This window comes from Streptosporangium sp. H13245 (assembly GCF_055690525.1).
In genome coordinates this window covers 262,710-288,335 of sequence record NZ_JBSZKT010000006.1, presented here as the reverse complement: position 1 = coordinate 288,335, position 25,626 = coordinate 262,710, and the positions used below count along the sequence as shown (strand labels likewise).

General features: G+C 70.1%; 25 protein-coding genes. 20 read left to right on the top strand and 5 right to left on the bottom strand.

Features of this window, described 5'->3' with window-relative positions:
- Positions 1-79: 79 nt before the first annotated feature.
- From ACW9TB_RS14325 to ACW9TB_RS14315, 3 genes are all read left to right on the top strand, one after another.
- Complete coding sequence (locus ACW9TB_RS14325; RefSeq protein ID WP_472748485.1) at positions 80-2,860, top strand: immune inhibitor A domain-containing protein; 2,781 nt, start codon at positions 80-82, stop codon at positions 2,858-2,860.
- A gap of 110 nt (positions 2,861-2,970) precedes the next feature.
- Positions 2,971-3,909 carry a diacylglycerol/lipid kinase family protein gene (locus ACW9TB_RS14320; RefSeq protein ID WP_472748484.1) on the top strand — a complete coding sequence of 313 codons (939 nt, stop codon included), beginning with the start codon at positions 2,971-2,973 and terminating at the stop codon, positions 3,907-3,909.
- Positions 3,910-3,979: 70 nt separating this feature from the next.
- Positions 3,980-4,135, top strand: coding sequence for a hypothetical protein (locus ACW9TB_RS14315; RefSeq protein WP_472748483.1), 156 nt, complete (start codon positions 3,980-3,982; stop codon positions 4,133-4,135).
- Positions 4,136-4,417: 282 nt separating this feature from the next.
- Here the strand turns inward: ACW9TB_RS14315 and ACW9TB_RS14310 are convergent, their stop codons facing one another.
- The 4 genes from ACW9TB_RS14310 to ACW9TB_RS14295 form a co-directional block, all read right to left on the bottom strand.
- Complete coding sequence (locus tag ACW9TB_RS14310; protein ID WP_472748482.1) at positions 4,418-5,638, bottom strand: CU044_5270 family protein; 1,221 nt, start codon at positions 5,636-5,638, stop codon at positions 4,418-4,420.
- Entirely contained in the window at positions 5,631-6,227 is a 597-nt protein-coding gene (locus tag ACW9TB_RS14305; protein WP_472748481.1) for an RNA polymerase sigma factor, read from the bottom strand. The genes ACW9TB_RS14310 and ACW9TB_RS14305 overlap by 8 nt, the downstream gene beginning before the upstream one ends.
- Positions 6,228-6,286: 59 nt before the next feature.
- On the bottom strand, positions 6,287-7,903 hold the full coding sequence (mads6, locus tag ACW9TB_RS14300; protein ID WP_472748480.1) for a methylation-associated defense system protein kinase MAD6: 1,617 nt from the start codon (positions 7,901-7,903) through the stop codon (positions 6,287-6,289).
- 114 nt (positions 7,904-8,017) lie between these two features.
- Positions 8,018-8,824 carry an SDR family oxidoreductase gene (locus ACW9TB_RS14295; protein WP_472748479.1) on the bottom strand — a complete coding sequence of 269 codons (807 nt, stop codon included), beginning with the start codon at positions 8,822-8,824 and terminating at the stop codon, positions 8,018-8,020.
- Positions 8,825-9,003: 179 nt separating this feature from the next.
- Between ACW9TB_RS14295 and ACW9TB_RS14290 the strand changes: the two genes are divergently transcribed.
- The 6 genes from ACW9TB_RS14290 (at position 9,004) to wrbA (ending at position 13,528) form a co-directional block, all read left to right on the top strand.
- Positions 9,004-9,402, top strand: coding sequence for a phage holin family protein (locus ACW9TB_RS14290; protein WP_472748478.1), 399 nt, complete (start codon positions 9,004-9,006; stop codon positions 9,400-9,402).
- Positions 9,399-10,130, top strand: coding sequence for a DUF3618 domain-containing protein (locus ACW9TB_RS14285; RefSeq protein ID WP_472748477.1), 732 nt, complete (start codon positions 9,399-9,401; stop codon positions 10,128-10,130). Before ACW9TB_RS14290 ends, ACW9TB_RS14285 begins: the two co-directional genes overlap by 4 nt.
- Positions 10,131-11,138 (top strand): YihY/virulence factor BrkB family protein, encoded by a 1,008-nt coding sequence (locus ACW9TB_RS14280; protein WP_472748476.1) that lies wholly within the window; start codon positions 10,131-10,133, stop codon positions 11,136-11,138.
- Between the two features lie 494 nt (positions 11,139-11,632).
- Positions 11,633-12,205, top strand: a complete 573-nt coding sequence (locus tag ACW9TB_RS14275) for a hypothetical protein (RefSeq protein ID WP_472748475.1) — start codon at positions 11,633-11,635, stop codon at positions 12,203-12,205.
- Positions 12,206-12,214: 9 nt separating this feature from the next.
- Complete coding sequence (locus tag ACW9TB_RS14270; RefSeq protein WP_472748474.1) at positions 12,215-12,703, top strand: VOC family protein; 489 nt, start codon at positions 12,215-12,217, stop codon at positions 12,701-12,703.
- Positions 12,704-12,892: 189 nt separating this feature from the next.
- A complete protein-coding gene (gene wrbA / locus ACW9TB_RS14265) occupies positions 12,893-13,528 on the top strand; it encodes an NAD(P)H:quinone oxidoreductase (RefSeq protein WP_472748473.1) in 636 nt (211 codons plus the stop codon).
- Between the two features lie 182 nt (positions 13,529-13,710).
- On the opposite strand, the gene ACW9TB_RS14260 is transcribed toward wrbA, so the two are convergent.
- Positions 13,711-14,106 carry a RidA family protein gene (locus ACW9TB_RS14260; protein ID WP_472748511.1) on the bottom strand — a complete coding sequence of 132 codons (396 nt, stop codon included), beginning with the start codon at positions 14,104-14,106 and terminating at the stop codon, positions 13,711-13,713.
- Between the two features lie 136 nt (positions 14,107-14,242).
- Between ACW9TB_RS14260 and ACW9TB_RS14255 the strand changes: the two genes are divergently transcribed.
- The 11 genes from ACW9TB_RS14255 (at position 14,243) to ACW9TB_RS14205 (ending at position 25,497) form a co-directional block, all read left to right on the top strand.
- The gene (locus ACW9TB_RS14255) at positions 14,243-15,217 is read left to right on the top strand and encodes a helix-turn-helix transcriptional regulator (protein WP_472748472.1); all 975 of its coding nucleotides are present in this window, start codon (positions 14,243-14,245) and stop codon (positions 15,215-15,217) included.
- 128 nt (positions 15,218-15,345) lie between these two features.
- The gene (locus ACW9TB_RS14250; protein WP_472748471.1) at positions 15,346-15,864 is read left to right on the top strand and encodes a MaoC family dehydratase; all 519 of its coding nucleotides are present in this window, start codon (positions 15,346-15,348) and stop codon (positions 15,862-15,864) included.
- Between the two features lie 27 nt (positions 15,865-15,891).
- Positions 15,892-17,052, top strand: a complete 1,161-nt coding sequence (locus ACW9TB_RS14245) for an acyl-CoA dehydrogenase family protein (protein WP_472748470.1) — start codon at positions 15,892-15,894, stop codon at positions 17,050-17,052.
- Between the two features lie 146 nt (positions 17,053-17,198).
- The gene (locus ACW9TB_RS14240; protein ID WP_472748469.1) at positions 17,199-17,645 is read left to right on the top strand and encodes an HIT family protein; all 447 of its coding nucleotides are present in this window, start codon (positions 17,199-17,201) and stop codon (positions 17,643-17,645) included.
- Positions 17,646-17,771: 126 nt separating this feature from the next.
- Positions 17,772-18,968 (top strand): sensor histidine kinase, encoded by a 1,197-nt coding sequence (locus tag ACW9TB_RS14235; protein WP_472748468.1) that lies wholly within the window; start codon positions 17,772-17,774, stop codon positions 18,966-18,968.
- A gap of 93 nt (positions 18,969-19,061) precedes the next feature.
- A complete protein-coding gene (locus ACW9TB_RS14230) occupies positions 19,062-19,823 on the top strand; it encodes a LytR/AlgR family response regulator transcription factor (RefSeq protein ID WP_472748467.1) in 762 nt (253 codons plus the stop codon).
- Positions 19,820-20,344 carry a DUF485 domain-containing protein gene (locus tag ACW9TB_RS14225; protein ID WP_472748466.1) on the top strand — a complete coding sequence of 175 codons (525 nt, stop codon included), beginning with the start codon at positions 19,820-19,822 and terminating at the stop codon, positions 20,342-20,344. Before ACW9TB_RS14230 ends, ACW9TB_RS14225 begins: the two co-directional genes overlap by 4 nt.
- Positions 20,345-20,408: 64 nt before the next feature.
- Entirely contained in the window at positions 20,409-21,908 is a 1,500-nt protein-coding gene (locus tag ACW9TB_RS14220) for a sodium/solute symporter (RefSeq protein ID WP_472748465.1), read from the top strand.
- Between the two features lie 178 nt (positions 21,909-22,086).
- Positions 22,087-23,454 carry an MFS transporter gene (locus ACW9TB_RS14215; RefSeq protein WP_472748464.1) on the top strand — a complete coding sequence of 456 codons (1,368 nt, stop codon included), beginning with the start codon at positions 22,087-22,089 and terminating at the stop codon, positions 23,452-23,454.
- Between the two features lie 106 nt (positions 23,455-23,560).
- Positions 23,561-23,890 (top strand): DUF485 domain-containing protein, encoded by a 330-nt coding sequence (locus ACW9TB_RS14210; RefSeq protein ID WP_472748463.1) that lies wholly within the window; start codon positions 23,561-23,563, stop codon positions 23,888-23,890.
- Positions 23,887-25,497: a solute symporter family protein gene (locus ACW9TB_RS14205; protein ID WP_472748462.1), complete on the top strand. Its 1,611-nt coding sequence runs from the start codon at positions 23,887-23,889 to the stop codon at positions 25,495-25,497. Before ACW9TB_RS14210 ends, ACW9TB_RS14205 begins: the two co-directional genes overlap by 4 nt.
- Positions 25,498-25,626: the final 129 nt, after the last annotated feature.

Genomic DNA, 25,626 nt, shown 5'->3' with positions numbered 1-25,626 from the left:
AACCTCCCGGTCGGTGCGCTCATACGGCGTACCGGAGATGGACGCGTCCGGCCAACCCGGGCGCAGGGAAGGGGACACGTTGTCCGGCAAAGTCAGCAGCGGAGGCGCCGGCAGGCGTCTTCTCGCGATAGTTCCCGTGCTCGGCCTGGCCGTCACGGGACTGGCTGTGGGCGGTGCGTCGGCCGAGAGCGACACCTCGGTCGCGCGGTACCAGCCGACCGCGGCCGATTACTACATCAACTACGCGCCCCCCAGGGACGAGCCGGAGGTCGACGACCCGGCCGTGCCGTCGGCCAGGGCGCGCAAGCTCAGCCCGTCCAAGAAGATCGCCGAGAAGTACTCGGAGGGCAACCCCGTCGCCGCGCGGGTGCTGGCCAAGCGCGAGGCCGAGGCGATCAGGACGGGGATCAACCCCGCCGACTTCATCTTCAAGAAGTCGAAGACCGTCAAGACGGCCAAGCTCCTCACCCTCCTGGTGGAGTTCAACGACAAGGCCAACGACGACTTCTCCGGCTTCTCCCGGCCCGGGGGCGTCGACAGCGAGGACCCGGCCGAGTGCGTCACCGAGCCGGCGGGCACGCTGCTCAACGGCCCGCTGCACAACAAGATCCCGAACCCGGCCACCCTGTCCCACAAGGACAACAACAGCTTCTGGGTGCCCGACTTCAGCCCCGACCACTTCAACAAGATGCTCTACACCAAGCAGGGCATCACCCAGCGCGTCCGCACCGACCTGACCGACCCCCGGGACGGCCGCAAGGGCATCGACATCTCCGGCTCCACCATGAAGAACATGTACGAGGAGATGTCCAAGGGCGCCTACACGGTCACCGGCCAGGCCAGCCCGTGGATCAAGGTCCCGCACTCCGAGGCCTACTACGGCGCGCGCGCCTGCGGCCAGCCGGTGCAGGACATGAGCGGTCACCCGGACAACCCGCTTGGTGCCGGGCAGCTCGCCATCGACGCGGTCAAGACCCTCGCCGCCTCCGACCCGAACTTCCCGTGGGCCGACTACGACCTTGAGGACGTCGGCGACGCCGACGGCGACGGCAACTTCGCCGAGCCCGACGGCGTGGTCGACCACCTGGTCCTCGTCCACGCGGGCAAGGACAAGTCCTCCGACGGCGGCGCCGAGGGCACCTACGCGATCTGGGCGCACTCCAGCGCGGTGGCCGGTGGCTACCAGGTGCCCGGCAAGAACGTGAAGATCTCCAACTACATCGTGCAGCCCGAGGACTCCGGCGTCGGCGTCTTCGCCCACGAGTACGGCCACGACCTGGGCCTGCCGGACCTCTACGACACCAGCGGCCAGGCCTCCTCGGCCGTCGACTTCTGGGACCTGATGTCCAGCGGCTCGCACAGCGGCCCGATCTTCCAGTCGATGCCCTCCCACATGAGCATCTGGAGCAAGTGGGTCCTCGGCTGGGCCAACCCCAAGGTCTTCAACCCCGGCGACCGCGGCGGTCTGGTGACGATCGGGCAGGCCTCGCGTACGCCCAAGCTCACCCAGGACGGCGTCAGGGTGAACCTGTCCAGCCCGCCGGTCACGATGGTCGAGCCGCACAGCGGCACCAAGACCTTCTGGTCGAACTTCGACCAGGAGTGGGCCAACGTCAAGATCGCCCGTGACGTCCAGGTGCCCGCCGGGACCGACGTGAAGTTCCGGCTGTGGAACAACTACGAGATCGAGGAAGACTGGGACTACGGTTTCGTCGAGATCTCCACCGACGGCGGCACGACCTGGGCCCAGCAGAAGGTCTACACCGAGGGCGGCGCCCTGGTCTCCACCGACGACGACTACACCGACCCCAACAAGAACCTGGCCACGTTCGGCAACAAGAAGTACGGCCTCACCGGCAACACCGACGGCTGGCGGCACGACTACGTCGACCTCGCCCCGTTCGCCGGGAAGACCGTCAAGCTGCGCCTGACGTACAACACCGACGCGGCCTTCACCCCGCGTGGCTGGCACGTCGACGACCTCTCGGTCACCAACGGCACCCAGACCGTCTGGAGTGACGACCTGGAGAGCGGCGCCACCGGCTGGACGGCCAGCGGCGGCAGCTTCAACGGCACCACCGGCGCCGGCTGGGTCGTCAACGACGGCAAGCGCGAGGTCTCCCGGTTCTACCTGGCCGAGTGGCGCAACTTCGACGGGTTCGACAAGGGCCTGCAGTACACCTACACCACCAACTACTCGCGTGATGGCGCGTGGAAGGTGGAGAAGGTCAAGTACAACGCCCCCGGCCTGCTCGTCTGGTTCCGCGACTCGAACTACACCAACAACTCGGTGGCCAACAACCTCGAACTGGCGCCGAGCATCGGCTCCAAGGGCAGTCTGATCCTCGTCGACTCCCACTTCGACCCGCTGCGGCGGACCGGCGCGGCGGCCGCGAAGGACACCACCACGCTCAAGAACATGAACGGCCGCGTGCAGACCTCGAACGCCGCCTTCTCCTTCTCCAAGACCTACCCCTTCACCGAGTGCTTCGAGGGGCCCGGCGAGCCCTTCAGCGAGTACTGCACCAAGGTGGCCGCGCAGAACGGGATCTCCGAGTTCACCGACGCCAAGACCTGGTACCCCGGGTTCGAGGCGCGCGGCACCAGCCTGTTCTACCGCGACTTCGACGCCTCGACGGTCGTCCCCTCCAAGGGCGACCAGCTCTACAGCACCCGGGTCGTCAACGCCGACGGCACCCCGGCGACCGAGCTGTACGGGACCGACATGGGCAACGGCCACGTCCTCGGCTCCGGCAACCCCGGTGACGAGGGCAAGGCGCTGGGCGTGAAGCTCAAGCTGGTCACCCCGTTCCCGGGCAACCTCGGCGCGATCGTGCAGGTCACCCCGCCCAAGCAGTAACAAGGCGGTAAAGAGCGGTAAAGAAAGGCCCACGGGCACCGGGCCCCGCCGTCACCGACGGCGGGGCCCTACCATTTGAACGGGCAACCACCCGATCGGATAGGGGCAGCGTGGGAGAGCTTCGAAGCAAGGCCGAGCACACCGAGGCCATCCGGACCGCGGGCAGGGTCTGCGTGGTCGTCAACACGCGCTCGCGCCGCGGCCGGCGCCATTATCCCGCCGTGGTCCGCGCGCTGCGGGCCGAGGGGTTCGACTCGATCCGCTTCTTCCCGGTGGTCGACACCAAGCGTCTGCGCGCCACCCTGGAGGAGGCCCTCGCCGACGAGCCCGACCTGCTCGTCGTGGGCGGCGGCGACGGCACGCTCAGCGCCGCCGTCAAGCACGTCGCCCACCGCGACGTCGCCCTCGGGGTGCTGCCCCTGGGCACCACCAACAACTTCGTCCGCAGCCTCGGCGTCCCCCTCGACCTCGCCGGAGCCGTCCGGGTCCTCCGTACGGGGAAGGTCGCCGACATCGACCTGGGCGTCGCCGGAGACCGCGAGTTCGCCAACCTGGCCAGTTTCGGGGTCTCGGTGGAGGTCGCGGGCAAGGTCAGGCACGGGGTGAAGCGCTTTCTCGGCCGCGCGGCCTACCCGCTCACGGCCCTGACGATCCTCCCCGGCCACCAGCCGTTCCGCGCCTTCCTCACCGTGGACGGGCGCCGCCACGAGCTGCTCACCCACCAGCTCAACATCGCCAACGGCCGGTTCCACGGCGGCTGGCAGGTCGCCAGGGACATCAGCATCGACAACGGCAGGCTGGTCGCGTACCAGCTCGGCTCGGGCAAGCGCCTGCGCCTGCTGCTGGAGACCATGGTCCGCGCCGGCAGCGGGCGCTGGCGCAGCCTGGCGGGAGGGCCCTTCGTCGTGGGACGCGAGATGCACCTGGAGACCGACCCGCCGATGGCCGCCGACGTCGACGGCGAGGTCCGCCTGATGACCCCCATCACGATCCGTACCGTCCCCAACGGCCTGCGGGTGATGGTCCCCGGCGACTTCGTCGACTCCTGAGCCCGGCGCCGCCGGTGATTGGAACCGGGCTCAGCGGGTAGTCGTCGGGTTCCGACAGATGGAGGACACCATGGCGTCGCTGATCGACCGGATCCGAGGCTACCTGCGCACCCCGCAGGGGCAGCGGAACATGGAGAAGGCCAGGGCGATGGCCCGCGACCCGCGCAACCAGCAGAAGCTGCGCGGGCTTCTCGACCGCTTCCGGGGCGGCCACACCCGCCGCTGACCCCGCCGCCCGGCGGCGCGCCAGGCCCGACCGAAGGTCCGGGCCCGGCCCCCGCACGGGCCAGCCACCCCCGTACGCCCTCTCAGCCCGGCTCCCACAGCCCCTTCAGCCGGGCTCCAGCACGTCCTTCCAACGCCGGTTCCCGTACGTCCTTTCAACCCGGCTCTCGCACGTTCTTTCAACCCGGTTCCCGTACGGGCCCGGGACCCCCGTCCGCCCCCTCGGCCCGGCCGGGGTGCGCGCCGGGCGGGACACGGCACGCACCCTCGTACGCCCGGTGGCTCAGTCGCGCCGGGCGGGCAGGTCGGGCAGGTCGTCGGTCCAGCCGATCCGCTCGTACGCGGAGAACGAGGTGATCTTGTAGGTCCGCCCGTCGGGCAGCCGGTCGAGGGCGTCCCTCTCCCTGGACAGCGGCAGCCCGCTCGCCACGTCGATCACGAGCCGGCTCCTCCCGTAGACCTGTTGCCCGCCCTGCGGCGTGGGCGTGCTGACCGGGTAGGAGATCGCCTGGCCGACCCGGCCGAGATCGTCGACGACCTCCCCCTCGGACCTCATGTCCGGCAGGGAGGCCAGGAGCTGGTAGGCCGCCGCCCGCGTCTCGGGAGAGACCGGGAGCGAGGTGATGATGCTCATGCAGTCCTCCAGCGTCCACGGATCCGCCCTCCCCGGCTCCCTCTCCTTCTCCGGCAACCGGGCGGTGAAGGCGGCGTTACGCTCGCTCAGGTAGGCCCGCAGCCTCTCCGGGGTGTCCGGTATCGCGCGCACCTCGGCCCAGGTGAGCAGCCCCTTGGTCAGGTGGCCCGCCGACCCGATCCACTTGCCGCGCAGCCAGGACGCCTCCCGCTCTCCCGGCGTGGACTCGATCCGGCTGCCCGGGGGGATGTAGCCGCCGGTCAGCGCGCCGTCCTCGAACAGCCAGCGGGTCGGTGAGCCGTTCTCGCGCCAGGCCGCCTCGTCCCTGGGCGTCGCGGGTTTCGCGCCGAGATACTGGTTGATCTGCCAGCTCTTCCTGTCGCGCGTCCGCGACAGCCACGTCTCCGTGGCGCGGCGCTGCTGGACGAGATACCGGGCACCCGGCTCGACGCGCTGGGACCCGTTGACGGTGCGGGTGACCCAGTAGGCGCCCTTCGTGGGGGCCTTGGCCGCCGCGGTCGCCGCGGCCAGCAGGACCTGCCTCGCCGTGGCCGAGGTCTCCAGTACTGGAAGCCGCGTGAGCGGTGCCGGTGGGTGTACGGCGGTGGAGGAGGCGATCACCAGGGTCGTGGCCGCCGCGGTCCCGGCCAGTCCCACCCCCAGGGCCGTCCACCAGGCCGTCCTGCGGCCACGCCGCGCCTGCCGGACCCTCCGGTCTCCCGGCGACCGGGGGGAGGGCGGCCCGGACGGCTCGGGGGAGCCGCCGAGGGGGTCGGCCGCGGCCAGGAGCCGGGCCCGGCCCGTCGCGATCACCTCGTGGGACGGCTCCGGCTCGGTGAGCAGGTCGCGGACCGAGGTCAGTTCATCCATCGGAACCTCCGATCATGGGGTTGACGCCGCCCAGCGCCGCGCGCAGCTTCCTGCGCACCCGGTTCAGCCGGGAGCCGACGGTGCCGAACGGGATTCGGAGGGTCTGCGAGACCTCCTCGTAGCTCAGGTCGGCGAGCGCGACGAGCAGCAGGACGTCGCGGTCGCCGTCAGGGAGGCCGCTCAGCGCGGACGCGAGCGGCCCCTGCGCGCCCGCGGCGGCGAGGCGCGTGGCCACCCGTTCCTCGTGTCCCTCGTCGGCCTCACCGCCGACGGGCGCCCGCTGCAGGGCCTCCAGCCTGCGCATCTCGCTTCTGCGGTGCTGGGCGACCAGGTTGGTGGCGATGCCGTACAGCCAGGGCCTGACCGCCCCCCTGCCGGGGTCGAACGACTCCCGTTTGCGGAACGCCACCAGGAAGGTCTCGGCGGCGACGTCGTCGGCGATCTGCGGGCCGAGCCGTCCGGCGGCGTAGCGGTGGATCTCGACGAAATAGCGGTCGTAGAGCACCGCGAACAGGTCGGGGCGGTGCCGGGACCGTTCTATCAGCTCGGCGTCGTCGATTCTCGCCGGGGCGTCAGGGGGAGCGGCCATGTGCCGGGGTGTCCCTTCTGTGGGTTACACCCTTACTCCGTCGCGCGGCGGATTCGCCTTCACGGCTGCTTTCCGGTGATCCGCCGGAGCCTCGTCCTGAGCCTGTCGATCAGCGGCTCCCGGGCCGGTACGTCCTCGTAGCGCGCGGGCGCCCGGGGATGGCGTTCCGGCCCGCGCCCCTCCGGCCGCCCGGCGTCCGCCACGCCGGGGCCCTGGGGAGCCGGGGGCGCAAGAGGACCGGCGTGCTGTGACCGGACCTCCCGAGGACGAGGGTCCTCCGGCGGTACGGCGAGATGCTGCGGGGCGGGGACCCGGAGGGCGGGCTCCGGCGGGCGGGGCCGCCTGGCCCGCCGCAGGTCGGCCAGCGCCTCGGCGGCACCGGGACGCTTGTGCGTCGCGTGGTCGCGCATCCGCCGCAGCAGGTCCATGACCTCCACGGGCGCCTCTCCGGAGGGCGGTTCGGCGTCGGGGGTGATCGGCGGGAGCTTCCCGGTCAGCAGCTGGAAGGCGATCACCCCGGCCGCGTACACGTCGGAGGCGGCCGTCATCCGCTCGGGCATGGCCTGGCACTCGGGGGCGGCGTAGTGGGTGTCGAGGACGTTGGGCAGCTCGTTGGCCACGGTGTGCGCGCGGGGTCCCGGTTTGGCGTAGTCGAACCCGGTGAGCATGGCCCGGCCCTCCTCCGTCACCAGCACGCACGCGGGGCTGAGCGCCCGGTGGATCACGTTGTTGGCGTGGACGTGGGCCAGGCCGAGCAGCATGTCCTCCACCACGTCCAGCCGGGCCGCGGTGGAGAGCGTGGACGGGGAGGCGGTGAGGTGCAGGTGCAGCGCCTGGCCGTGCACGTCGTCGAGGACGAGCACGAACCGGCTCTCGTCGTCGATGGCGAAGAAGTCGCGGGCGCGCACCACGCACGGGTGCGGGGGGATCCTGGTGAGGGCCTGGTAGGCGTTGGTGATCAGCCGCCGCTCGGCCGCCCTCGGCTCCTCCTCGGCCAGCGGGTCGGCCCGGTAGACGCGCAGCAGGACCGTCTCGCTGCCGGGGACCGTCGCGTTGATCGCGCGGTACTCGGTGACCCGGTTGTCGCCGCCCAGCTGCTCCTCCACCTCCCAGCTGCCGAAACGCGGCGGCGCGGTGGAGCGCCGCACGCTCCCGTTGAGCGCCTCGATGATCGCGGTCCCGTACGGCGCGGTGTCCGTGGTGTGGCCGCGCCTGACGCGGGAGGCGTCACCCAGCGTGCCGATCAGCCCGGCGAGGTCGGTGACGTGCCGCGAGTCACGCCCGGCCGGGTCGACCAGCTCCGCGTCGGTCCCGGTGAGCACCACGAGGCTGTCGACGTAGACCCGGTCCAGCTCGCGGCGCTCCTGGGTGAGCAGGCCCTTGAGCGCGCGCCCGTTGCCGCGCAGCTTGGCGACGGGGGAGCCGAACGCCTCGCGCCGCAGCGGGAACCAGCGGGTCCCCGCGACCTCGATCCGGCCGCGGGTGCCCTTGACGTCGATCACGCAGAGCGAGTGGCCGGTCAGGACGATCACGTCCACCTCGAAGGTGTCGTCTCCGCGGGGCACCTCGATGTTGTGCAGCAGCAGCCAGTCGTCCGGGGCGTTGTCTCGCAGGTGTGCGATGACCCGTCGCTCGGCGTCGTTGACCGGGCTTCCGCCGCCGACGATCTGTGCCATCTCTAGCGTGCCGCCTTCCTGATCGCGCTCATCGTGCCCCGCACTATCCCAAGAGGCTCATCTTCGCCCGTACCTCTACTTTTCCACCACTGGGACACGCGGGCCTCCCTATGATCATGGCGCATCCGGGCCGTGGGACGTGTTCGGCGTGTTCGGCCCGAACACGTCCCGTCCGCCGAACGGCGCCGTGGCGAACCGGCGCACGATCTTGCCGGTCGTCAGCCAGCGGACGTGGGCGCCGTTGCGGGCCCGGGACACGGCCCGCTCGGCCAGCCAGGGCGCGACGGTCTCCACCCGGTCGGCCAGGATGTTGAACATCCTCTTCGCCTTCCGCAGCTCCTGCGGGTCGTAGTCGTGGGTGAGCAGGTCGGTCACCACCATCCCCGGGCTGAGCAGCCCGATCGACACGCCCGGAGGCATCTCCTTGGCCGCCGCCCCCGTCAGGTAGGTCACCGCCCGCTTGGTCGCGCCGTAGACGCCCAGCCCGGGGACCGTACGGCCGTCGCTGCCGAGTCCCTCCATGTTCCACACGTGCCCGGACCCCTGGGCGGCCATCCCGGCCACCGCCACCGCCGTACCGTTCAGCACACCGGCCAGGTTCACGCCGAGGACCGTCCCGGCCTCGTCCTCCGGCAGCCTCCACAGCGGCTCCCGGCGGTGGGAGACCCCCGCGTTGTTGATCCACAGGTCCACCCGCCCGAACTCCCCGGCCGCCGCGTCCCACAGCGCCTGGACCCGGCTCCGGTCGGCGACGTCGGCGACCATCGCCAGGACGTCCCGCCCGGCCAGTTCGGCCCTTGCCCTCTCCACCGACCCGGCGCGGGCGCCGCACAGCGCGACGCGGTGGCCGCGTTCCAGGAACGCCCTGGTCAGGCCGAGGCCGATGCCCCGGGTGCCGCCGGTGAGCACGATGTTCGCCATGGTCGCCTCGCGAGTGGTCGGTGGAACGGTGGAGGGGAGCGGGCCGGGGCCGGAGAGCAGTCTGCCGTGAGCTACGGCACGGTGTCGTCCCCGCGCTCCCTGTGATCATCGCAGCCAGGCCCATGTTTGCCGGGGGAGGGGAGGGTAGACGTCTTTTCCTGTAGGGGAGGAGGCAGTCCATGACCAACACCAAGGATTCGCTGCCGACGTCCGAGCTGATCCGGCAGCTCTCGGAACAGGTGTCGCGCCTCGTCAGGGACGAGTTGCGCCTGGCCAAGGCGGAGCTGACGGAGAAGGGCAGGCACGCCGGAATCGGCGTGGGGCTGTTCGGCGGAGCGGGGGTCGTGGCCCTTTTCGGGGCCGCCGCGCTGGTCGCCGCGGTGATCCTGTTCCTCGCGCAGGTCATGCCGCCGTGGGCCGCCGCCGCGCTCGTGGGCGGGGTGCTGCTGGTCGTGTCCGGCGCGCTCGGGTTCTTCGGCAAGCGCCAGGTCGCCGAGGCGGCCCCGCCGACCCCCGTACGGACCATCGAGAGCGTCAAGGACGACATCGACGCGGTGAAAGAGAGGGCGCACCGATGACCGAGACAGATCCCGGCAAACCCGGTCGGATCGAGTCCGACCGGCTTGAGCCCGACGCCGGAACCACCGGCTCCCGCAGGAAGGGCGTCGACGAGCCCGTCACGCCGGACGAGAGCGGATCGCTGAACATCCCGCCGAACGGGCCGGGCGGCACGCCCCGCGAGGACCCCGGCGTCCCCGAGTCCGGGCGCGACGGCACGACCCGGCTTCCGGAGGGCACGGCGCTCGCCGCTGTCCCGGACACCACGGTGGCGACCACCCCGTACGTCAACACCGGTGACACCGGTGGCGGCGTGACGGAGATCGGCAAGACCGCCGGAGACGGCGGGAACGACACGGAAAGCGTGCGGCGGGACATCGAGGACGCCCGCCGCGAACTGGGCGACACAGTGGAGGCACTGGTGCACAAGACCGACGTCAAGGGCCGTATCCAGGAGACCGCCGCTCAGGTGGGCGACGACCTGCGCAAGGTGGGGGCGGCGACCGCCACCACGGCCACCGAGATGGTGGAGCGGGTCAAGGTGGCCGCGCCCGAGATGGTCGGGCGGGTGAAGGAGGCGGCCCCCGAGGTCGTCGGCCGGGTCAAGGAGGTGACCCCCGTCGAGATCAAGGACGCGGCGGGCAGGGTCACGACCGAGGCGGGCAAGCGCCCCGTCGTGACGATCGCCGCGGTCGCCGCGCTCGTCCTGGTCGTCCTCCGTGTCCTGCGGCGAGGCAAGAAGAAGTAGATGCCCGGCAGCACCGGCAGGGCCGCCCTCGGCGATTCGCGAGGGCGGCTCGCCCTTGTCCCCCAGACCCCCTCGGAACTGCCCAGGGGAGCGTGGTGGGGGGTCCTCAAACGGACCGTCCTGGAGTTCCAGCGAGACGGCCTGCCCGACTGGGCCGCGGCCCTCACCTACTACGCGGTGCTGTCGATCTTCCCCGGCCTGATCGTGCTGGTGTCCCTGCTCGGGCTGGCCGGACAGGACGTGATCTCCACGATCCTGTCCCAGGTCGCCGCGCTCGCCCCCGGCGACGTCACGAGGCTGGTGGAGGACCAGGTCAACCAGGTACGCGGCAGCGGCGGCGCGCGGGGTTTCCTGGCGATCGCCGGTCTGCTGGTGGCGCTCTGGTCGGCCTCCGGCTACATCGCGGCCTTCGTCAGGGCCGGAAACGCGATCTACGACATCCGGGAGGGGCGCCCCCTGTGGAAGCTGACCCCGCTGCGGATCGGGCTGACACTGGTGTTCGTCGTCCTGATGGCCGCCGGGGCGGTGGCCGTCACCTTCACCGGAAGGCTCGCCGAGGTGGCGGGCGAGGCCCTGGGCATCGGGCCGACCGCGGTCACCGTCTGGGGGTACGCCAAGTGGCCGGTCCTGGTGCTGATCGCCGCGGGCCTGGTGATGCTGCTCTACTGGGCCGCGCCCAACGTCCGTCAGCCGGGATTCCGCTGGATCAGCCCCGGCGGGCTGCTGGCGGTGCTGCTCTGGGTCGTCGTCTCGGCGGGGTTCGCGACCTACGTCGCCAACTTCGGCTCCTACGACAAGACCTACGGCGCGCTCGGCGCCGTCGTGGTGTTCCTGGTCTGGCTGTGGCTGTCCAACATGGCCATCCTGCTGGGCGCGGAGTTCGACGCCGAACTCATGCGGGAACGCCAGATCGCCGGAGGCCACCCGCCGGAGAGCGAGCCGTACGCCGAGCCCAGGGACGAGGCGGAGGACGAGAGCGGCCCCCTGCCCGGCCCCGGCGAACGCTGATCCGGCCCCGGCCGGGCGCTCCGGTCGAACCTTCTGGCCGGACGTTTTGGCCGGACTCTGGCCGGATTCTGGTTGGACGTTTCGGTCGGATGTTCCGGTCGGACTTTCTGGCCGGACGCCGTTCCCGCTTTCCTGCCGGTGCCCTCCCCGGCTCACCGGGGATCGGCGTGGCCACCGGATCCGCGTTAATCCGCATGGATCCGCGTGGATCTCCGTGGATCTGTGTGGACCTGTGTGGATCCGCGCAGATCCGGCCGACACCTGTCCTCAAGCGAGCCAAACTCATGTCTATCGGGGTAATCTGACCGTTTCCGGGTGGGCGGCGGACCCCCTCCTCTCCGCCCACCCGGACCTTCCCGCCTCCGATGTCCCATCAGGTCACCATTTCCAGGCCGAAAGGCGAACTATCCTGATCTCAGGCACGCGGGGGGCCGGGCACATGTAGCGTTCTCGGGCAGGACACGACTCTCGGGGCAGGACACACAGGAGGTCTCATGCGCCGTGCTCTCGGGATCGCCACCGGCCTCGCCCTCATCGCGGCCGCCCTGTCACCGCTGCCGCAGGCCCAGGCCAGTTGCGTCACCGCCGCCAGGAAATGCCAGGAGAAGCCGCTGATCGGCATCGAGCTGACGGCCGGGGCCGCGTCCCGCCCGGACTCGTCCGGCAGGGTCTCCTACACCCTCGACTACTCCATGACGTGGACCCCCTCCTTCGCCCCCTACTGGGGCGCCTTCTGGGTGGGAGGCCGCTTCCCCAAGAGCGCCCGGGGTCCCGTCAGGGCGGTGCTGCTCGACGCCACCACCGGCGGGCGGCTCACCGTCCTCCGCTGCCGCGAGCGCGCCGACGGCGTCTGGTGTGCCGCCGGAAGCGACGTCCCGCACCGAGGCCGGATCGTCTTCACGACCCGCCTCGCGACCGGCGGTGACGCCAGGGCCAGGCTCGGCTTCGACAGCTTCGAGGGGCTCGACCGCGAGGAGTCCGGGCGCGGCCTCAGCCGGGCGGAGGCGCGCGAGAGGTTCTGCAACCACCGTTTCACCACGACCGTCACGACGACGCAGGCCCCCTGAGGAGACGAGTTGAACGCCGTACTGACCGGTGTGCACCACCTCAAGATCTGGGTGAGTGACCTGGAGCGGAGCCGCTCCTGGTACGAACGGGTTCTGGGACTGGAGCACCACACCAGCTTCCAGGACGAGGACGGCGTGATCAGGGGCATGAGCTTCACGGTTCCCGGCGCGGCCTTCCAGATCGCCCTGCGCGAGAACCCCGAGCTGGCCAGGGCGCTCTTCGACGCCGACCCCTTCGCGCTCCAGGTCACCCTTGAGGGACTCGACGACTGGGTCGCCCGTCTCGACGGGCTCGGCGTCCCGCACAGCCCGATCATCAGGGCCTCCTCGGGCCACGCGCTGGGCTTCGTCGACCCCGACGGCGTCCAGATCCGCCTGTACGCCCCGGACGAGCAGGTCCACGACGCCCAGGTGGGCACGGGAGGCGTCTACCGGCCGGACCAGGCCGCCGACTTCACCCCGGCCCCGGCCCCCGCCCCCGGGCGGGACCGGGACTGAGGCGTCCCTTTTTCGATCCCCGCGTCCCCGCGTCCCGATCGGCGTGACCGCCGGGGGCGCGGAGGCCGCGCGTGTCCCGTGATCACCCAGGTCAAGGAGTCTTTGCGGGTCAGGACGGGTTCCTCTGAGGATCGTCGGGCACGTTCCGCAGAACGACCGCGGAAGGGCACCCGGAGGGATGTGAGGCAGTTGACCGAAGAGGCAGTGACCGAACCGGTCGTCAACGCCGCCGTCATCTACTACTCGGCCACGGGTACGGTCTTCGCGCTGGCCAAGGCCGCCGCCAGCGCCGCGGAGAAGGCCGGTGCCGAGGTCCGCCTGCGCAAGGTCAGGGAGCTCGCGCCCGCCGAGGCCATCGCGGCCAACGAGGGCTGGGCCGCCCACGCCGCCGCCACCCAGTACGTCGTGGAGGCCTCGCTGGAGGACCTGAAGTGGGCCGACGCGCTCCTGTTCGGCACGCCCACCCGCTACGGTAACCCCACCGCCCAGATGAGGCAGTTCGTCGACACCACCGGCGGGCTCTGGGCACAGGGCCTGCTGGTCGACAAGATCGTGTCGTCGTTCACCGCGAGCTCGACGCCCCACGGCGGGCAGGAGAGCACGATCCTCGCGATGAACAACACCTTCTACCACTGGGGCGCGATCATCGTGCCGCCCGGATACGCGGACCCCGTCCAGTTCCGGTCCGGCAACCCGTACGGCACCAGCCACACCTCCGACCACGGCACGATCCCGCCCGGCGACGTGCAACTGGAGGCCATGGGCTTCCAGGCCCGGCGGGTGGTGGAGGTCGCGGCGGCGTTCCTCCGCGGACGCCTGCCCTGACGGCTCCCCGCCCGTGGCGGTGTCACCGGGGGAGTAGTCGAGGCCGAGGATCTGATCTTCGCCCTGCCGGTCCACGGGCGGCTGTGGCTCCGTGTCGTCGAGGCCGAGGACCCGATCGACTGCCGGGCGCCCGCCGGTCGTGCCGCCTCCGGCGCGGCCCTGCCGGAGGCGGCGATGTCGCGTTACGCGACAGCGGTTCCCTCAAGCTCGACCATCAGGTCGGGGATCGCCAGCCGTGTCACCCCGAGCATCGTGGTGGGCGGCGTCACCCCGGCCGCGCCCAGCCGCGACGCCAGCACGCCGTAGTGCGGGAAGAGGCGATCGACGTCGGTGGTGTAGACGTTGAGCCGGACGAGGTTCGCGAGGGACATACCGGCATCGCCGAGCACGGCCTCCAGGTTGTCGAGGCTCAGTGCCAGCTGCGCCGCCATGTCATCGGCGTGCTGGGGCTTGCCGTCGCCGCTCATCGAGGTCTGCCCGGAGATGTACAGCGTCCGGGTGTGCCCGGAGACGATCTCCCCCTGGTTGTAACCCAGCTCCGTCGACCACGCCCACGGGTTGACCGCCGTTCGCTCGATCGCCACATTCGCTCCATTCGATTCTTCGGTATCACGTATGTCCAGCGGCTTGGTAGCCGCCGTCTTTTCCGTCGTGTTGCTCAGCTTCCCGGCAAATCACGACATCCTGTGTCGTGTATCTCTGTAGAGTTTTCGTATGCGCGCCGACCGGTTGGTCTCGCTGGTGCTGCTGCTGCGACAGCACGGCCGGTTGTCGGCGGCGGCGCTCGCCCGCGAGCTGGAGGTGTCCACCCGCACCGTGCTGCGCGACATCGAGGCGCTGTCCGCGGCCGGTGTCCCGGTCTACGCCGAACGCGGTCGGCACGGCGGTTTCGCGCTGTTGCCCGGTTTCCGGACCGAGCTCACCGGACTGAACCACGACGAGGCCCTCGCCCTGCTGGTCGCCGGATCGCGGCGCGGCGCGCAGGCGTTCGGCCTCGGCTCGGCGCTCGCCTCGGCGATGCTCAAGGTGGTCGACGCGCTGCCCGAGAGCTATCGGAACACCGCGGCCGGAGCGGCCCAGCGGTTGCTCATCGACCCGGAGACCGACCTTCTCTCACGTCGGCTGGTCACCGAGGAGGTGCCCGACGCCGTGGCGGCCGAGGTCCTGCGCGCGGTGTTCGCCGGACACCGGCTGCGCATCCACTACGCGGCCGTGGGTCAGGACCCGAAGTGGCGCACGGTGGACCCGATCGGCCTGGTCACCGTACGCGACCAGGGCTACCTGCTGGCCACGAGGTCCGGCGCGGACCGCACCTACCGGATGTCCCGGGTACTGGCCGCCGAGGAGCTCGCCGAACCCGCGCAGCGGCCGGACCGGGTCGATCTGGACCGGGCCTGGCAGGAACGCGGCACGCGGTTCCGGGCGGGCGGCGACCAGGTCACCGTGCTGGTACGGATGGACCCGGCGCGGCGGGAGGAACTGGTGGGCACCGCGCTGGCCGTCCTCGCGGAGGAAACCGACGCGGACGGCAGGCTGCGGCTGGAGGTGACCTTCCAGGATCCGAGACACGCGGAATGGGCGCTGTGGCAGCTCGCCACGAACGCGGAGGCCCTGGCCCCGCGGTGGCTGCGCGACTCCCTGCGCGACCGCGCCACCGCGATCGCCGCCCGCTACGAGGTGTCATCCTGAGAAAGGAACGCCCCGGCGGGCCGTCGGAACGTCAGATGATCGGCGTCGAGGTCCCGCTCCGGTCGAGGTTCCGCCATCGAGTCGAAATCCCGCCGTCCAGCCGAGATCCCGCCGTCCAGGGGAGAGACGTGACCGTGCACGAACCCGGCCTCGGCCGGTACTACGAGGACTTCGTCGTCGGCGACGTCTACCAGCACCCGCTCGGCCGCACGATCAGCGAGGCCGACAACACCTGGTTCACCCTGCTGACGATGAACACCAACCAGAACCACTTCAACGCGCACTTCGCCGAGCGCGCCCCGGTCGGGAAGATCATCGTCAACTCCGGCCTGTCCGTGGCGATCGTGCTCGGCATCTCGGTGATCGACGTCAGCCAGACCGCCCTGATGAACCTCGGCTGGGACGAGATCAGGCTGACCCACCCGGTCTTCCTGGGCGACACCCTGTACGCCGAGTCGATCGTGCTGGAGAAGCGGGAGTCGCGGTCGCGGCCCTACGCCGGGATCGTCACCTGCAAGACCCGCGGCCTCAACCAGGACGGCGACGAGGTCATGTCCTGGCGCCGCGCGGTGATGGTCTACCGCCGCGACGCGCCGCAGGACAAGAACTACTTCCCGCGGGCCAAGACCGGCCCGCTCACCCCCTGACGGCCGTTTCGCGGAAAGGACCTCGCGATGGACTTCGAGCTCAACGAGGAGCAGCAGCTGTTCCGCCGGACCCTGCGGGAGTTCGTCGACAAGGAGATCGTGCCGGTCGCCTCCGAGTGGGAGCGGACCGGCCGCTACCCCACGGAGATCGTCGAGGGCTTCAAGGAGATGGGGCTGTTCGGGATCACTATCCCCGAGGAGTACGGCGGGCTCGCCCTGGACCGGGTGTCGTTCGCCCTGGTCTTCGAGGAGATCGCCCGCGGGTGGATGGGCGTGGCCGGGGTGCTCGGCTCGCACTCCCTGGCCGCCTGGATGATCGCCAGGTACGGCACCGAGGAGCAGAAGGACGCCTACCTGCCCGAACTGGCCACCGGCGCCCGCCGTACCGGCATCGCGCTGACCGAGCCCGCGGCGGGCACCGACCTGCAGGGCATCCAGACGCGGGCCGTCCGCGACGGCGACCACTACGTGGTCAACGGGACCAAGACGTGGATCACCAACGCCCGGCACGCCGACCCGATGCCCGTCCTGGTCAAGACCTCCGTCACCGACCCCGCGCACCGGGGCATGTCCCTCCTCCTCGTCGAGGCCGGAACCCCCGGGTACACCGTCAGCCGCGACCTGCCCAAGCTCGGCTACAAGGGCACCGAGACCTGCGAGATCGTGCTGCAGGACGTGCGCGTCCCGGTGTCGGCGCTGCTCGGCGGGGCCGAGGGGCGGGGCATGCAGCAGGCGCTGTCGGCCCTGGAACTCGGCCGGGTCAACATCGCCGCCCGCGCGGTCGGCCTGTCCCAGTGCGCCTACGACGCCGCGCTGGGCTACTCGCGCGAGCGCCACGCCTTCGGGCAGCCCATCGCGGACTTCCAGGCCATCCAGCTCAAGCTCGCCGACATGGCCACCGACATCCAGGCGGCCCGGCTGCTGACCTACTGGGCGGCGGTCCGCTCCGAGAGCGGCGCGGTGAACTCCGAGGCCGCGATGGCCAAGTACTTCGCCTCCGAGGTCGCGCTACGCGCCACCACGGAGGCGATGCGGATCCACGGCGGCTACGGCTACTCGCAGGAGTTCGTCCTCGAACGCCTCTACCGCGACGCGCCCCTGATGGCCATCGGCGAGGGCACCAACGACATCCAGCGGATGGTCATCGCGAGATCCCTCATCTCGGGCGCGGCCAAGGTCGGGTGGTGACGCGTTCCCGTGTCCCAGGAGTGGCCAGGGTCGGGTGGTGACGCGTTCCCGTTGGTCATCGCGAGGTTTTCATCTCGGGGGCGGTCAAAGGCGGGTGGTGACGCGTTTCCGTGTCCCGGCCGTGCGGAGCCTCCTATCCTGACGGGATGGCGGTCTCCGAAGCGGTGCCGGGTGAGGATTGTCTGTTCTGTGCCATCGTGGCCGAGGAGCGACCGGCCCACGTCGTCCTCTCCGACGGTGTGGCCTTCGCCTTCCTGGACACGCGGCCGGTCTTCAAGGGCCACGTCCTCGTGGTCCCGCGGGCCCACGTCGGGACGCTGGCGGACCTTCCGGCACCGATGGTCGGCCCGTTCTTCGAACGCGTCCGCGGCCTCTCCGTCGCCGTCGAGCGGGGCCTGGAGGCGGCCGGTACGTTCGTCGCGATGAACAACCGGATCAGCCAGAGCGTCCCGCACCTGCACGCCCACGTCGTTCCCCGCAACCGCAAGGACGGCCTGCGCGGCTTCTTCTGGCCCCGTACGAAATACGACGACCCCGCCGAGGCCGAGTCCTACGCCCGTCGTGTCCGGGAGGCCCTCCCTCCGGCGGACTGACTTTGATCTACATTGTAAAGACGCTGGGCCCGTCGACGAGGAAAAACCCGTCGAGGGGCCTGATGTGGTCTCGTGTGATCTCCAGGGACGAGGCGCGGGCGTGGCCGGGCGTATAAGGTCCGGAGCGTGGAACCCCTCGTCGCCGTGTTGCTGGTCGCCGCCCTGGTCGGCGTACCCGCCCTGGTGCTGTGGCGGGTGTTGCGCGGGCGCAGGGAGCTGGGCAGCAGTCCCGCGGAGCGGGCCACGTTCGAGACCCTGCACACCGCGTCCCTGGCCGCGCCGCCGCTGCGGGCGGGGCTGACCGAGGCGGGGGCGCTGAAGGCGTCCCGTTACCTGCGGGAGCTGCTGGGTTCCCCGGCGCTGGCGATCACCGATGAGGAGCGGTTGCTGGTCTACGACGGCGAGGGCGACCATCACGCTCGTGAGGCGTTCGCCCATGCCGCCAAGACGCTCGCCGGGGGCCGGACCCGCGTCCTGGGTCCGGAGGTCGTCTCGTGTGATCTTCCCGAGTGTCCGATCAGGTTCGCCGTGGTGGTGCCGCTCACCACCGACGGCAGGGTGGTGGGTTCCCTCGCCGCGTACGGCGGGCATGCTTCGGCGGGTCTGGTCAGGGCCGCTCACGAGGTCGCGAACTGGGTCGACTCGCAGCTGGAGCTGGCCGAGCTGGACCGGTCGAGGACGCGTCTGATGGAGGCCGAGGTGCGGGCGCTGCGGGCGCAGATCTCCCCGCATTTCATCTACAACTCGTTGACGACGATCGCGAGTTTCGTGCGTTCCGATCCTGATCGGTCCCGGGAGTTGTTGCTGGAGTTCGCCGACTTCACCCGTTACTCGTTCCGGAGGCATGGGGAGTTCACCACGCTGGCGGAGGAGCTGCGGTCCATCGATCGTTATCTCACCCTGGAACGTGCCCGTTTCGGGGAGCAGCTTCAGGTGACGTTGCGTATCGCTCCGGAGGTGCTCGCGGTCGCGGTGCCGTTCCTGTGTTTGCAGCCTTTGGTGGAGAACGCGGTTCAGCACGGGTTGGAGAGTAAGCCCGGGGTGGGGCGCATCTCGATCGTCGCGGAGGATGCCGGGGCCGAGTGCCGGATCAGTGTGGAGGATGACGGCGTCGGTATGGAGCCGGATCGGCTGCGTCGCATTCTGGCCGGTGACGCCGATGAGCGTTCGGGGGCCGGGGGGGTGGGGCTGGTCAACGTGGACGAGCGGTTGCGCCAGGTCTACGGTGACGAGTACGGCCTGGTGGCGGAGACGGCCAAGGGGGCGGGCACGAAGGTCAGCGTTCGTCTGCCCAAGTACCATCCGGGTGTCTCCGCCCGTTGAGTCCGTCCTTCCCCCCTCACCGTAAAGTTGACAGGCGATGTCTGATTCATCACCCTCTAGAAATTCCCTCGCGTACGACCTGGAGGAGTGACCGTGACCGGCCTGCGTGTCCTGGCGGTGGACGACGAGCTTCCCGCGCTGGAGGACCTGGCCTATCTGCTCAGGGACGATCCTCGTATCGGGGAGGTTTCCCTGGCCAGGGATGGGGCGGCGGCGTTGCGTGTCCTGGATCGGGCGATCGCGGACGGGCGGCCGATCGACGCGGTCTTTCTCGATATCCGGATGCGTGGTTTGGATGGGGTGGTTCTTGGTCGTCTGCTTTCGCAGTTCGCCAATCCGCCTCGGGTGGTGTTTGTGACGGCCTATGAGGAGCACGCGGTCGACGCCTTCGAGATCAAGGCTGAGGATTATCTGCTCAAGCCGGTGCGGCCGGAGCGGTTGGCCGAGGCGATTCGCAGGGTGTTCGTCTCCGCGGAGTTGCCGGAGGTCGAGGGGCCGGGTCGTGCCGATCCTGACACGATTCCGGTGGAGCTCGGTGGTGTCACCCGGTTCGTGGCCAGCACCGAGGTCCGGTATGTGGAGGCGCAGGGTGACTATGCCCGTCTGCACACCGCGGGTGGTAGTCATCTTGTCCGTATCTCGTTGGCCACATTGGAGGAGCGCTGGTCTTCCGCGGGGTTCGTCCGGGTGCATCGCAGTCATCTGGTCGCGGTCAAGCACATCGACGAGTTGCATATCGATTCGGGACGGTGTGTGGTGCGCATCGGTGAGACCGAGATCCCGGTCAGTCGTCGTCATACTCGTGAGTTGCGTGATCTTCTGGTGCGCCGGGCGCGTAAGGGCAGGCCGGAATGAGTGGTGACTCCGGGGCCGGGGAGGGTGCCGAGCCGCGCCGGTGGATCGCCGACCGTTCGCGTAAGGACGTGGACCGTTCGCGTAAGGATGCCGACCGGCCACGTAAGGACGCCGAGCGGTCGCGTAAGGACGCCGATCGGCCGCGTAAGGATGAGCGGCCTCGGCGTGAGGTGGTGACCAGCCCTCGCACGATGGCTCCCCGGCATCCGCGTTATCCGGTCACCCGTGAGATCGACGAGCAGACCCGTCTGGGTGAGGTCTACATGCGTTCGCTGGTCCGTACCCAGTTCCGGCTGGCCTTGTTCGTCTGCACGGTGCTGGGGTGTGTGGTGGCGGGGCTGCCCCTGATGTTCTTGCTGGTGCCGGAGTTGCGTGCGGTCCATGTGCTGGGGATTCCGCTGCCCTGGGCGGTGCTGGGTGGTCTGATCTATCCGGCGTTCGTGATCGGGGCCTGGCTTTACGTCCGGCAGGCGGAGCGGAACGAGCGTCACTTCGCCGAGCTGGTGGACAGGGCCCCTTGAACGGGAGGCGGACCGTCACGGGAGGGGTCGGAGGGGTCGTGGAAGGCGTCGGGGGAGGCGTCGGATGAGTACCGCGTACGGTGTGACGGCGGTGGTGCTGGTGGTGCTGGCGGCGGTGCTGATCGGCGCGTTCGGGATCAGGTTGTCGCGGACCACTTCTGACTTCTATGTCGCCTCTCGTACGGTCTCCCCGCTGTGGAACGCCTCCGCGATCGGCGGGGAGTATTTGTCGGCCGCGAGTTTCCTGGGTATCGCCGGGTTGATCCTTACCTACGGTGCCGACATGTTGTGGCTGCCGGTGGGCTGGACGGGCGGCTATCTGGTGTTGCTCGTGCTGGTCTCGGCGCCGTTGCGTCGTTCGGGGGCGTACACGTTGCCGGATTTCGCCGAGGCGCGGCTGGAGTCGATGGCGGTGCGGCGGATGGCCGGGGTGCTGGTCGTGCTGATCGGGTGGCTGTATTTGATGCCGCAGTTCCAGAGCGCGGGCCTGGTTTTGCGGGCTATCACCGGTGCGCCCGAGTGGGCGGGGGGTTTGCTGGTGGCGGCGGTGGTCGCGGTGAACGTCATGTCCGGTGGGATGCGGTCGATCACGTTCGTGCAGGCGTTCCAGTACTGGTTGAAGCTCACCGCGCTGGCTGTGCCGCTGGTGTTCCTGTTGCTGGCGTGGCGTAGTGGTGGTGCGCCGGGGTTGAGTGCGCGGGACGCGGCCACGTGGGCGCTGCCGTTGTCGGCCGGTAGGGAGTACGGGCTCTACTCGACGTATTCGCTGATTCTGGCCACGTTTCTGGGCACCATGGGGTTGCCGCACGTGTTGGTCCGTTTCTATACCAATCCCGATGGCCGGGCGGCGCGTCGTACGACGTTGGTGGTGTTGTCGTTGCTGGGGGCTTTCTATCTGTTGCCCGCGGTGTACGGCGCGCTGGGCCGGATCTATGTTCCTGAGCTGGAGGGCAGTGACACGGTGGTGTTGTCGCTGCCGGGGCGGTTGATCGGTGGTGTGGCGGGGGATCTGCTGACGGCGTTGGTGACGGCGGGGGCGTTCGCGGCGTTCTTGTCGACGTCTTCGGGGTTGACGGTGTCGGTCGCGGGGGTTATCGGGCAGGACATTCTCAAGGGAGGGGTGCGGTCGTTCCGGGCGGCGGCGGTGCTGGCGGTGATCGTTCCGCTGGCTCTGGCGGCGTTCGCCCGTTCGTTGCCGGTCGCCGATGTGGTCGGTCTGGCGTTCGCGGTGGCGGCTTCGTCTTTCTGTCCGTTGCTGGTGCTGGGGATCTGGTGGCGGCGGTTGACGCCCGCGGGCGCGATGGCCGGGTTGCTCGCCGGTGGGGGCCTGGCCTGCGGTGCGGTGCTGATGACGATCGGCGGGGGGCCGCATACCGGGTTGGTCGGTGCTCTGCTGGCGCAGCCCGCCGCGTGGACGGTGCCGATCGCCTTTGTGGTGATGGTGGTGGTCTCGTTGTTGACGCCGGGGCGTATTCCGCCGAATGTGGCTCGTACGATGGTGCGGCTGCACACCCCCGAGATCCTGAACCTGGACCGGGGTGACTGGCGGCCTCGGTCCTCTTGACGGCTCCGGCGAGCTGTGACGGAATGACGATTATGGACCGACATTTCGGTTGTTTTGACGAGATTTGATACCTGCCGGCTCCGGTGACGAGGCGGTCGCCGAGGTCGGCGACGCCACTGCCGCGCTACCCGGGGGCCGGGTGGTCCGCCGAGCGGCCGTCGCGTTCTCAGGGAGCCGGGTGGCCCGCCGGTCCGTCGCCGTGGCCTCCGGGAGCCGGGCGGGCGTCGCGTTCTCGGGGGGCCGGTTCTTCGGGGAGCCGGTCCGTCGTCGTGACCCTCGGGAGCGGGTTCGCCGGTCGGTGGTGATGCCGGAGGTCCTGCGCAGGTCCCGGTTCCGGCTCGTCTACTTCGGGATGGCCGTCAGCCTGCTGGGGGACGCCTCGCTGTTGCTGGTGCCCGGGATCCTGGCCAAGACCCTCACCGGTTCCGACGCCGCCGCCGGTCTGACGCTGTTCTTCTTCACGCTGCCCCTGTGTCTTTCGCCCTTCTTCGGTTATCTGATCGACCGGGTGGACCGCAGGAGGCTTCTGGTCGTCACCTGTGTGCTGTCGGGGGTCTCGCTCGCTCCGCTGGTCGCGGTCACCGGGCCGGGCACGGTCTGGCTGATCTACCCGGTGTCCGCGGCGATGGGGTGTTCGTACGCGGTGGTCTTCTCCGCGCTCGGCGGGTTGCTCAAGGTGATCCTGCCCGAGCATCTGCTGGCCGAGGCGAACGGGGCCCTGCAGACCACCCGGCAGGGGTTGCGGCTGTTCGGGCCGCTGCTGGGGGTGGCCGTCTACACCGGTTTCGGGATCGGCGCGCTCGTGTTGTTCGACGTGGTCACCTTCCTGGTCGCGGCGGCGGTCTTCGCGATGCTTCCGGTGCCGGAGTCCGCTTCGCCCCTCTCGCGGGCTCCGTCGGGGCGTCGGCGTGAGGAGTTCTGGGCCGGGGCCCGGTATCTGGCCGCCGATCCGCCGTTGCGTCGGGCGGCCGTGGCGCTGTGCCTGATGTTCTCGCTGGCGGGGGCGACCGAGTCGTTGATCTTCGCGGTCATCGAGCACGGCCTGGCCAGGTCGCCGGAGTTCACCGCGTTCACCTCGACCGCGATGGGTCTGGGGGCGATCGCCGGGGGGTTGCGCAGTGCCACGGTGATCGCGCGCCGGGGTGAGTTGTTCGCGATCGGCGCGGGTATCGGGTTGTACGGTGTGGCGGTCGTCTGCTGGATGGTGCCGGTGGAGACGGTCGTGCTGGGGGCGATGGCGGTGGCGGGGGCCGGGCTCACCCTGGAGGGGGTGGCGAGGACGACGCTGGTGCAGCGCCGCAGTCCGGGCCATCTCGTGGGCCGGGTCTCGACCGCTTTCGAGTCGCTCGTCGGGTTCGCGCAGCTGGTGTCCCTGCTCGGTGGTGCCGTGCTGGTGTCGCTCGTCGACTATCGCCTGCTGCTCGCGGTGGTCGGCCTGGCGGTCTGCGGTGCCGGGGGGTACGCGCTGCGGGGAGTGGGGTGGGCTGTGCCGGTTGACCGTTCGTCGCGCGATACAGACCTTTCACCGCAAGCCCCACCCAACTGAACGCGACTCGGCGGCGCCTCGGCGAAGAGTCCGCGTACGGGTCTCCTCCCCGGGTAGCGTCCACCCCTACGTTGTCCGTGATCCAGATCACATTTTGGGAGGTCGCGTGACCGCCAGGCAACATGATTCATCGGTCTACGAGGAAATCCAGGCCGACGGCCAGTTCCAGGAGTTGAAGAGGCGTTTCCGGGCCTGGGCGTTCCCGATGACCGCGGCGTTCCTCGCGTGGTACCTGCTGTACGTCGTCCTGTCGGGCTGGGCGCGCGACTTCATGGGCACGAAGGTTTTTGGCAACATCAACGTGGCGCTGATCTTCGGTCTGCTCCAGTTCGTGTCGACGTTCGGCATCGCCTGGGCCTACTCCCGTTTCGCCGAGAAGAAGCTCGATCCGCTGGCCGACGAGATCCGCCACGGAGTCGAGGGGAAGACCGAATGAGCCACCAGACCCTCTCCACGATCCTGTTCCTGCTGTTCGTCGCGGGAACGCTGGGCATCACCTTCTGGGCCAGCCGCAACACCAAGGACGCCACCGACTACTACGCCGGTGGGCGCTCCTTCAGCGGTGTGCAGAACGGCCTGGCCATCGGCGGCGACTACATGTCGGCCGCGAGCTTCCTGGGCATCGCCGGGATCATCGCCCTGTCGGGCTACGACGGCTTCCTGTACTCGATCGGTTTCCTGGTCGCCTGGCTGGTGGCGCTGCTGCTGGTCGCCGAGCTGATGCGTAACTCCGGTAAGTTCACCATGGCCGACGTGCTGGCCTTCCGGATGAGCCCCCGCCCGGTCCGTACGGCGGCGGGTGTCTCCACCATCACGGTGTCGATCTTCTACCTGCTGGCCCAGATGGTCGGCGCGGGCGCGCTGGTCGGCCTGCTGCTCGGTGTCACCTCGCCGACGGGCAAGGCGCTCACGATCGTCGGCGTCGGCATCCTGATGATCGTCTACGTGGTCGTCGGCGGGATGAAGGGCACCACCTGGGTCCAGATCGTCAAGGCCGTGTTGCTGATGGGCGGCGCGACCCTGGTCACCCTGCTGGTGCTCGGCCACTACGGCTTCAACCTGTCGGGCCTGCTCGGTGAGGCCGCCACCCAGAGCGGCAAGGGCGCGGCCTTCCTGGAGCCGGGCCTGAAGTACGGCACCGAGGCGCAGGGCCTCGCGGGCAAGATCGACCTGATCAGCCTGGGCCTGGCGCTGGTGCTGGGCACCGCGGGCCTGCCGCACATCCTGATCCGCTTCTACACGGTCCCCACCGCGAAGGAGGCCCGCAAGTCGGTCCTGTGGGGCATTGGCATCATCGGCACCTTCTACCTGCTCACCCTCGTGCTCGGCTTCGGCGCGGCGGCCCTGGTCGGTGGCAAGGCGATCCTGGCGCAGGACAAGGCGGGCAACACGGCGGCGCCGATGCTCGCCGAGGCGGTCGGCAAGGCCATCTTCGGCGACGTGGGCGGCACCATCCTGCTCGCCATCATCGCGGCGGTCGCCTTCGCCACGATCCTGGCGGTCGTCGCCGGTCTGACGCTGGCGTCGAGTTCCTCCTTCGCCCACGACCTGTACGCGCACGTGTTCAAGCGCGGCAACGTCACCGACAAGGAGGAGATCCTGGTCGCCAGGATCTCTGCCTTCGTCATCGGCGCGGTCGCCATCGGGCTCGGCATCCTCGCCCAGGGGCAGAACGTGGCCTTCCTGGTCGCGCTCGCCTTCGCGGTGGCGGCCTCGGGTAACCTGCCCGCGATCCTCTACAGCCTGTTCTGGAAGAAGTTCAACACCGCGGGCGCGGTCTCGGCCATCTACGGCGGCCTGGTCTCCGCGCTGGTCCTGGTGATCTTCTCGCCGGTCGTCTCCGGCAGCGCCACCGCGCTGTTCCCGGACGCGAACTTCGCCTGGTTCCCGCTGAGCAACCCCGGCATCGTCTCGATCCCGATCGGCTTCCTGGCCGGGTTCATCGGCGCCCGCCTCAGCAAGGAGTACAGCGCCGAGAAGTACGCGGAGATCGAGGTCCGCTCGCTCACCGGTATCGGTGCCGAGAAGTCCACGCCGCACTAGAACCCCCGTATTGACCCCCCGTACACCTCGTGCGGAAGTACGGGACCCCGGGGCCCGGCCGCGTCGCGGCCGGGCCCCGTCGTTCGTGCCCCCGGCGGGCTCGGGTCACCCCGCGGCCCGCCGGGCGCC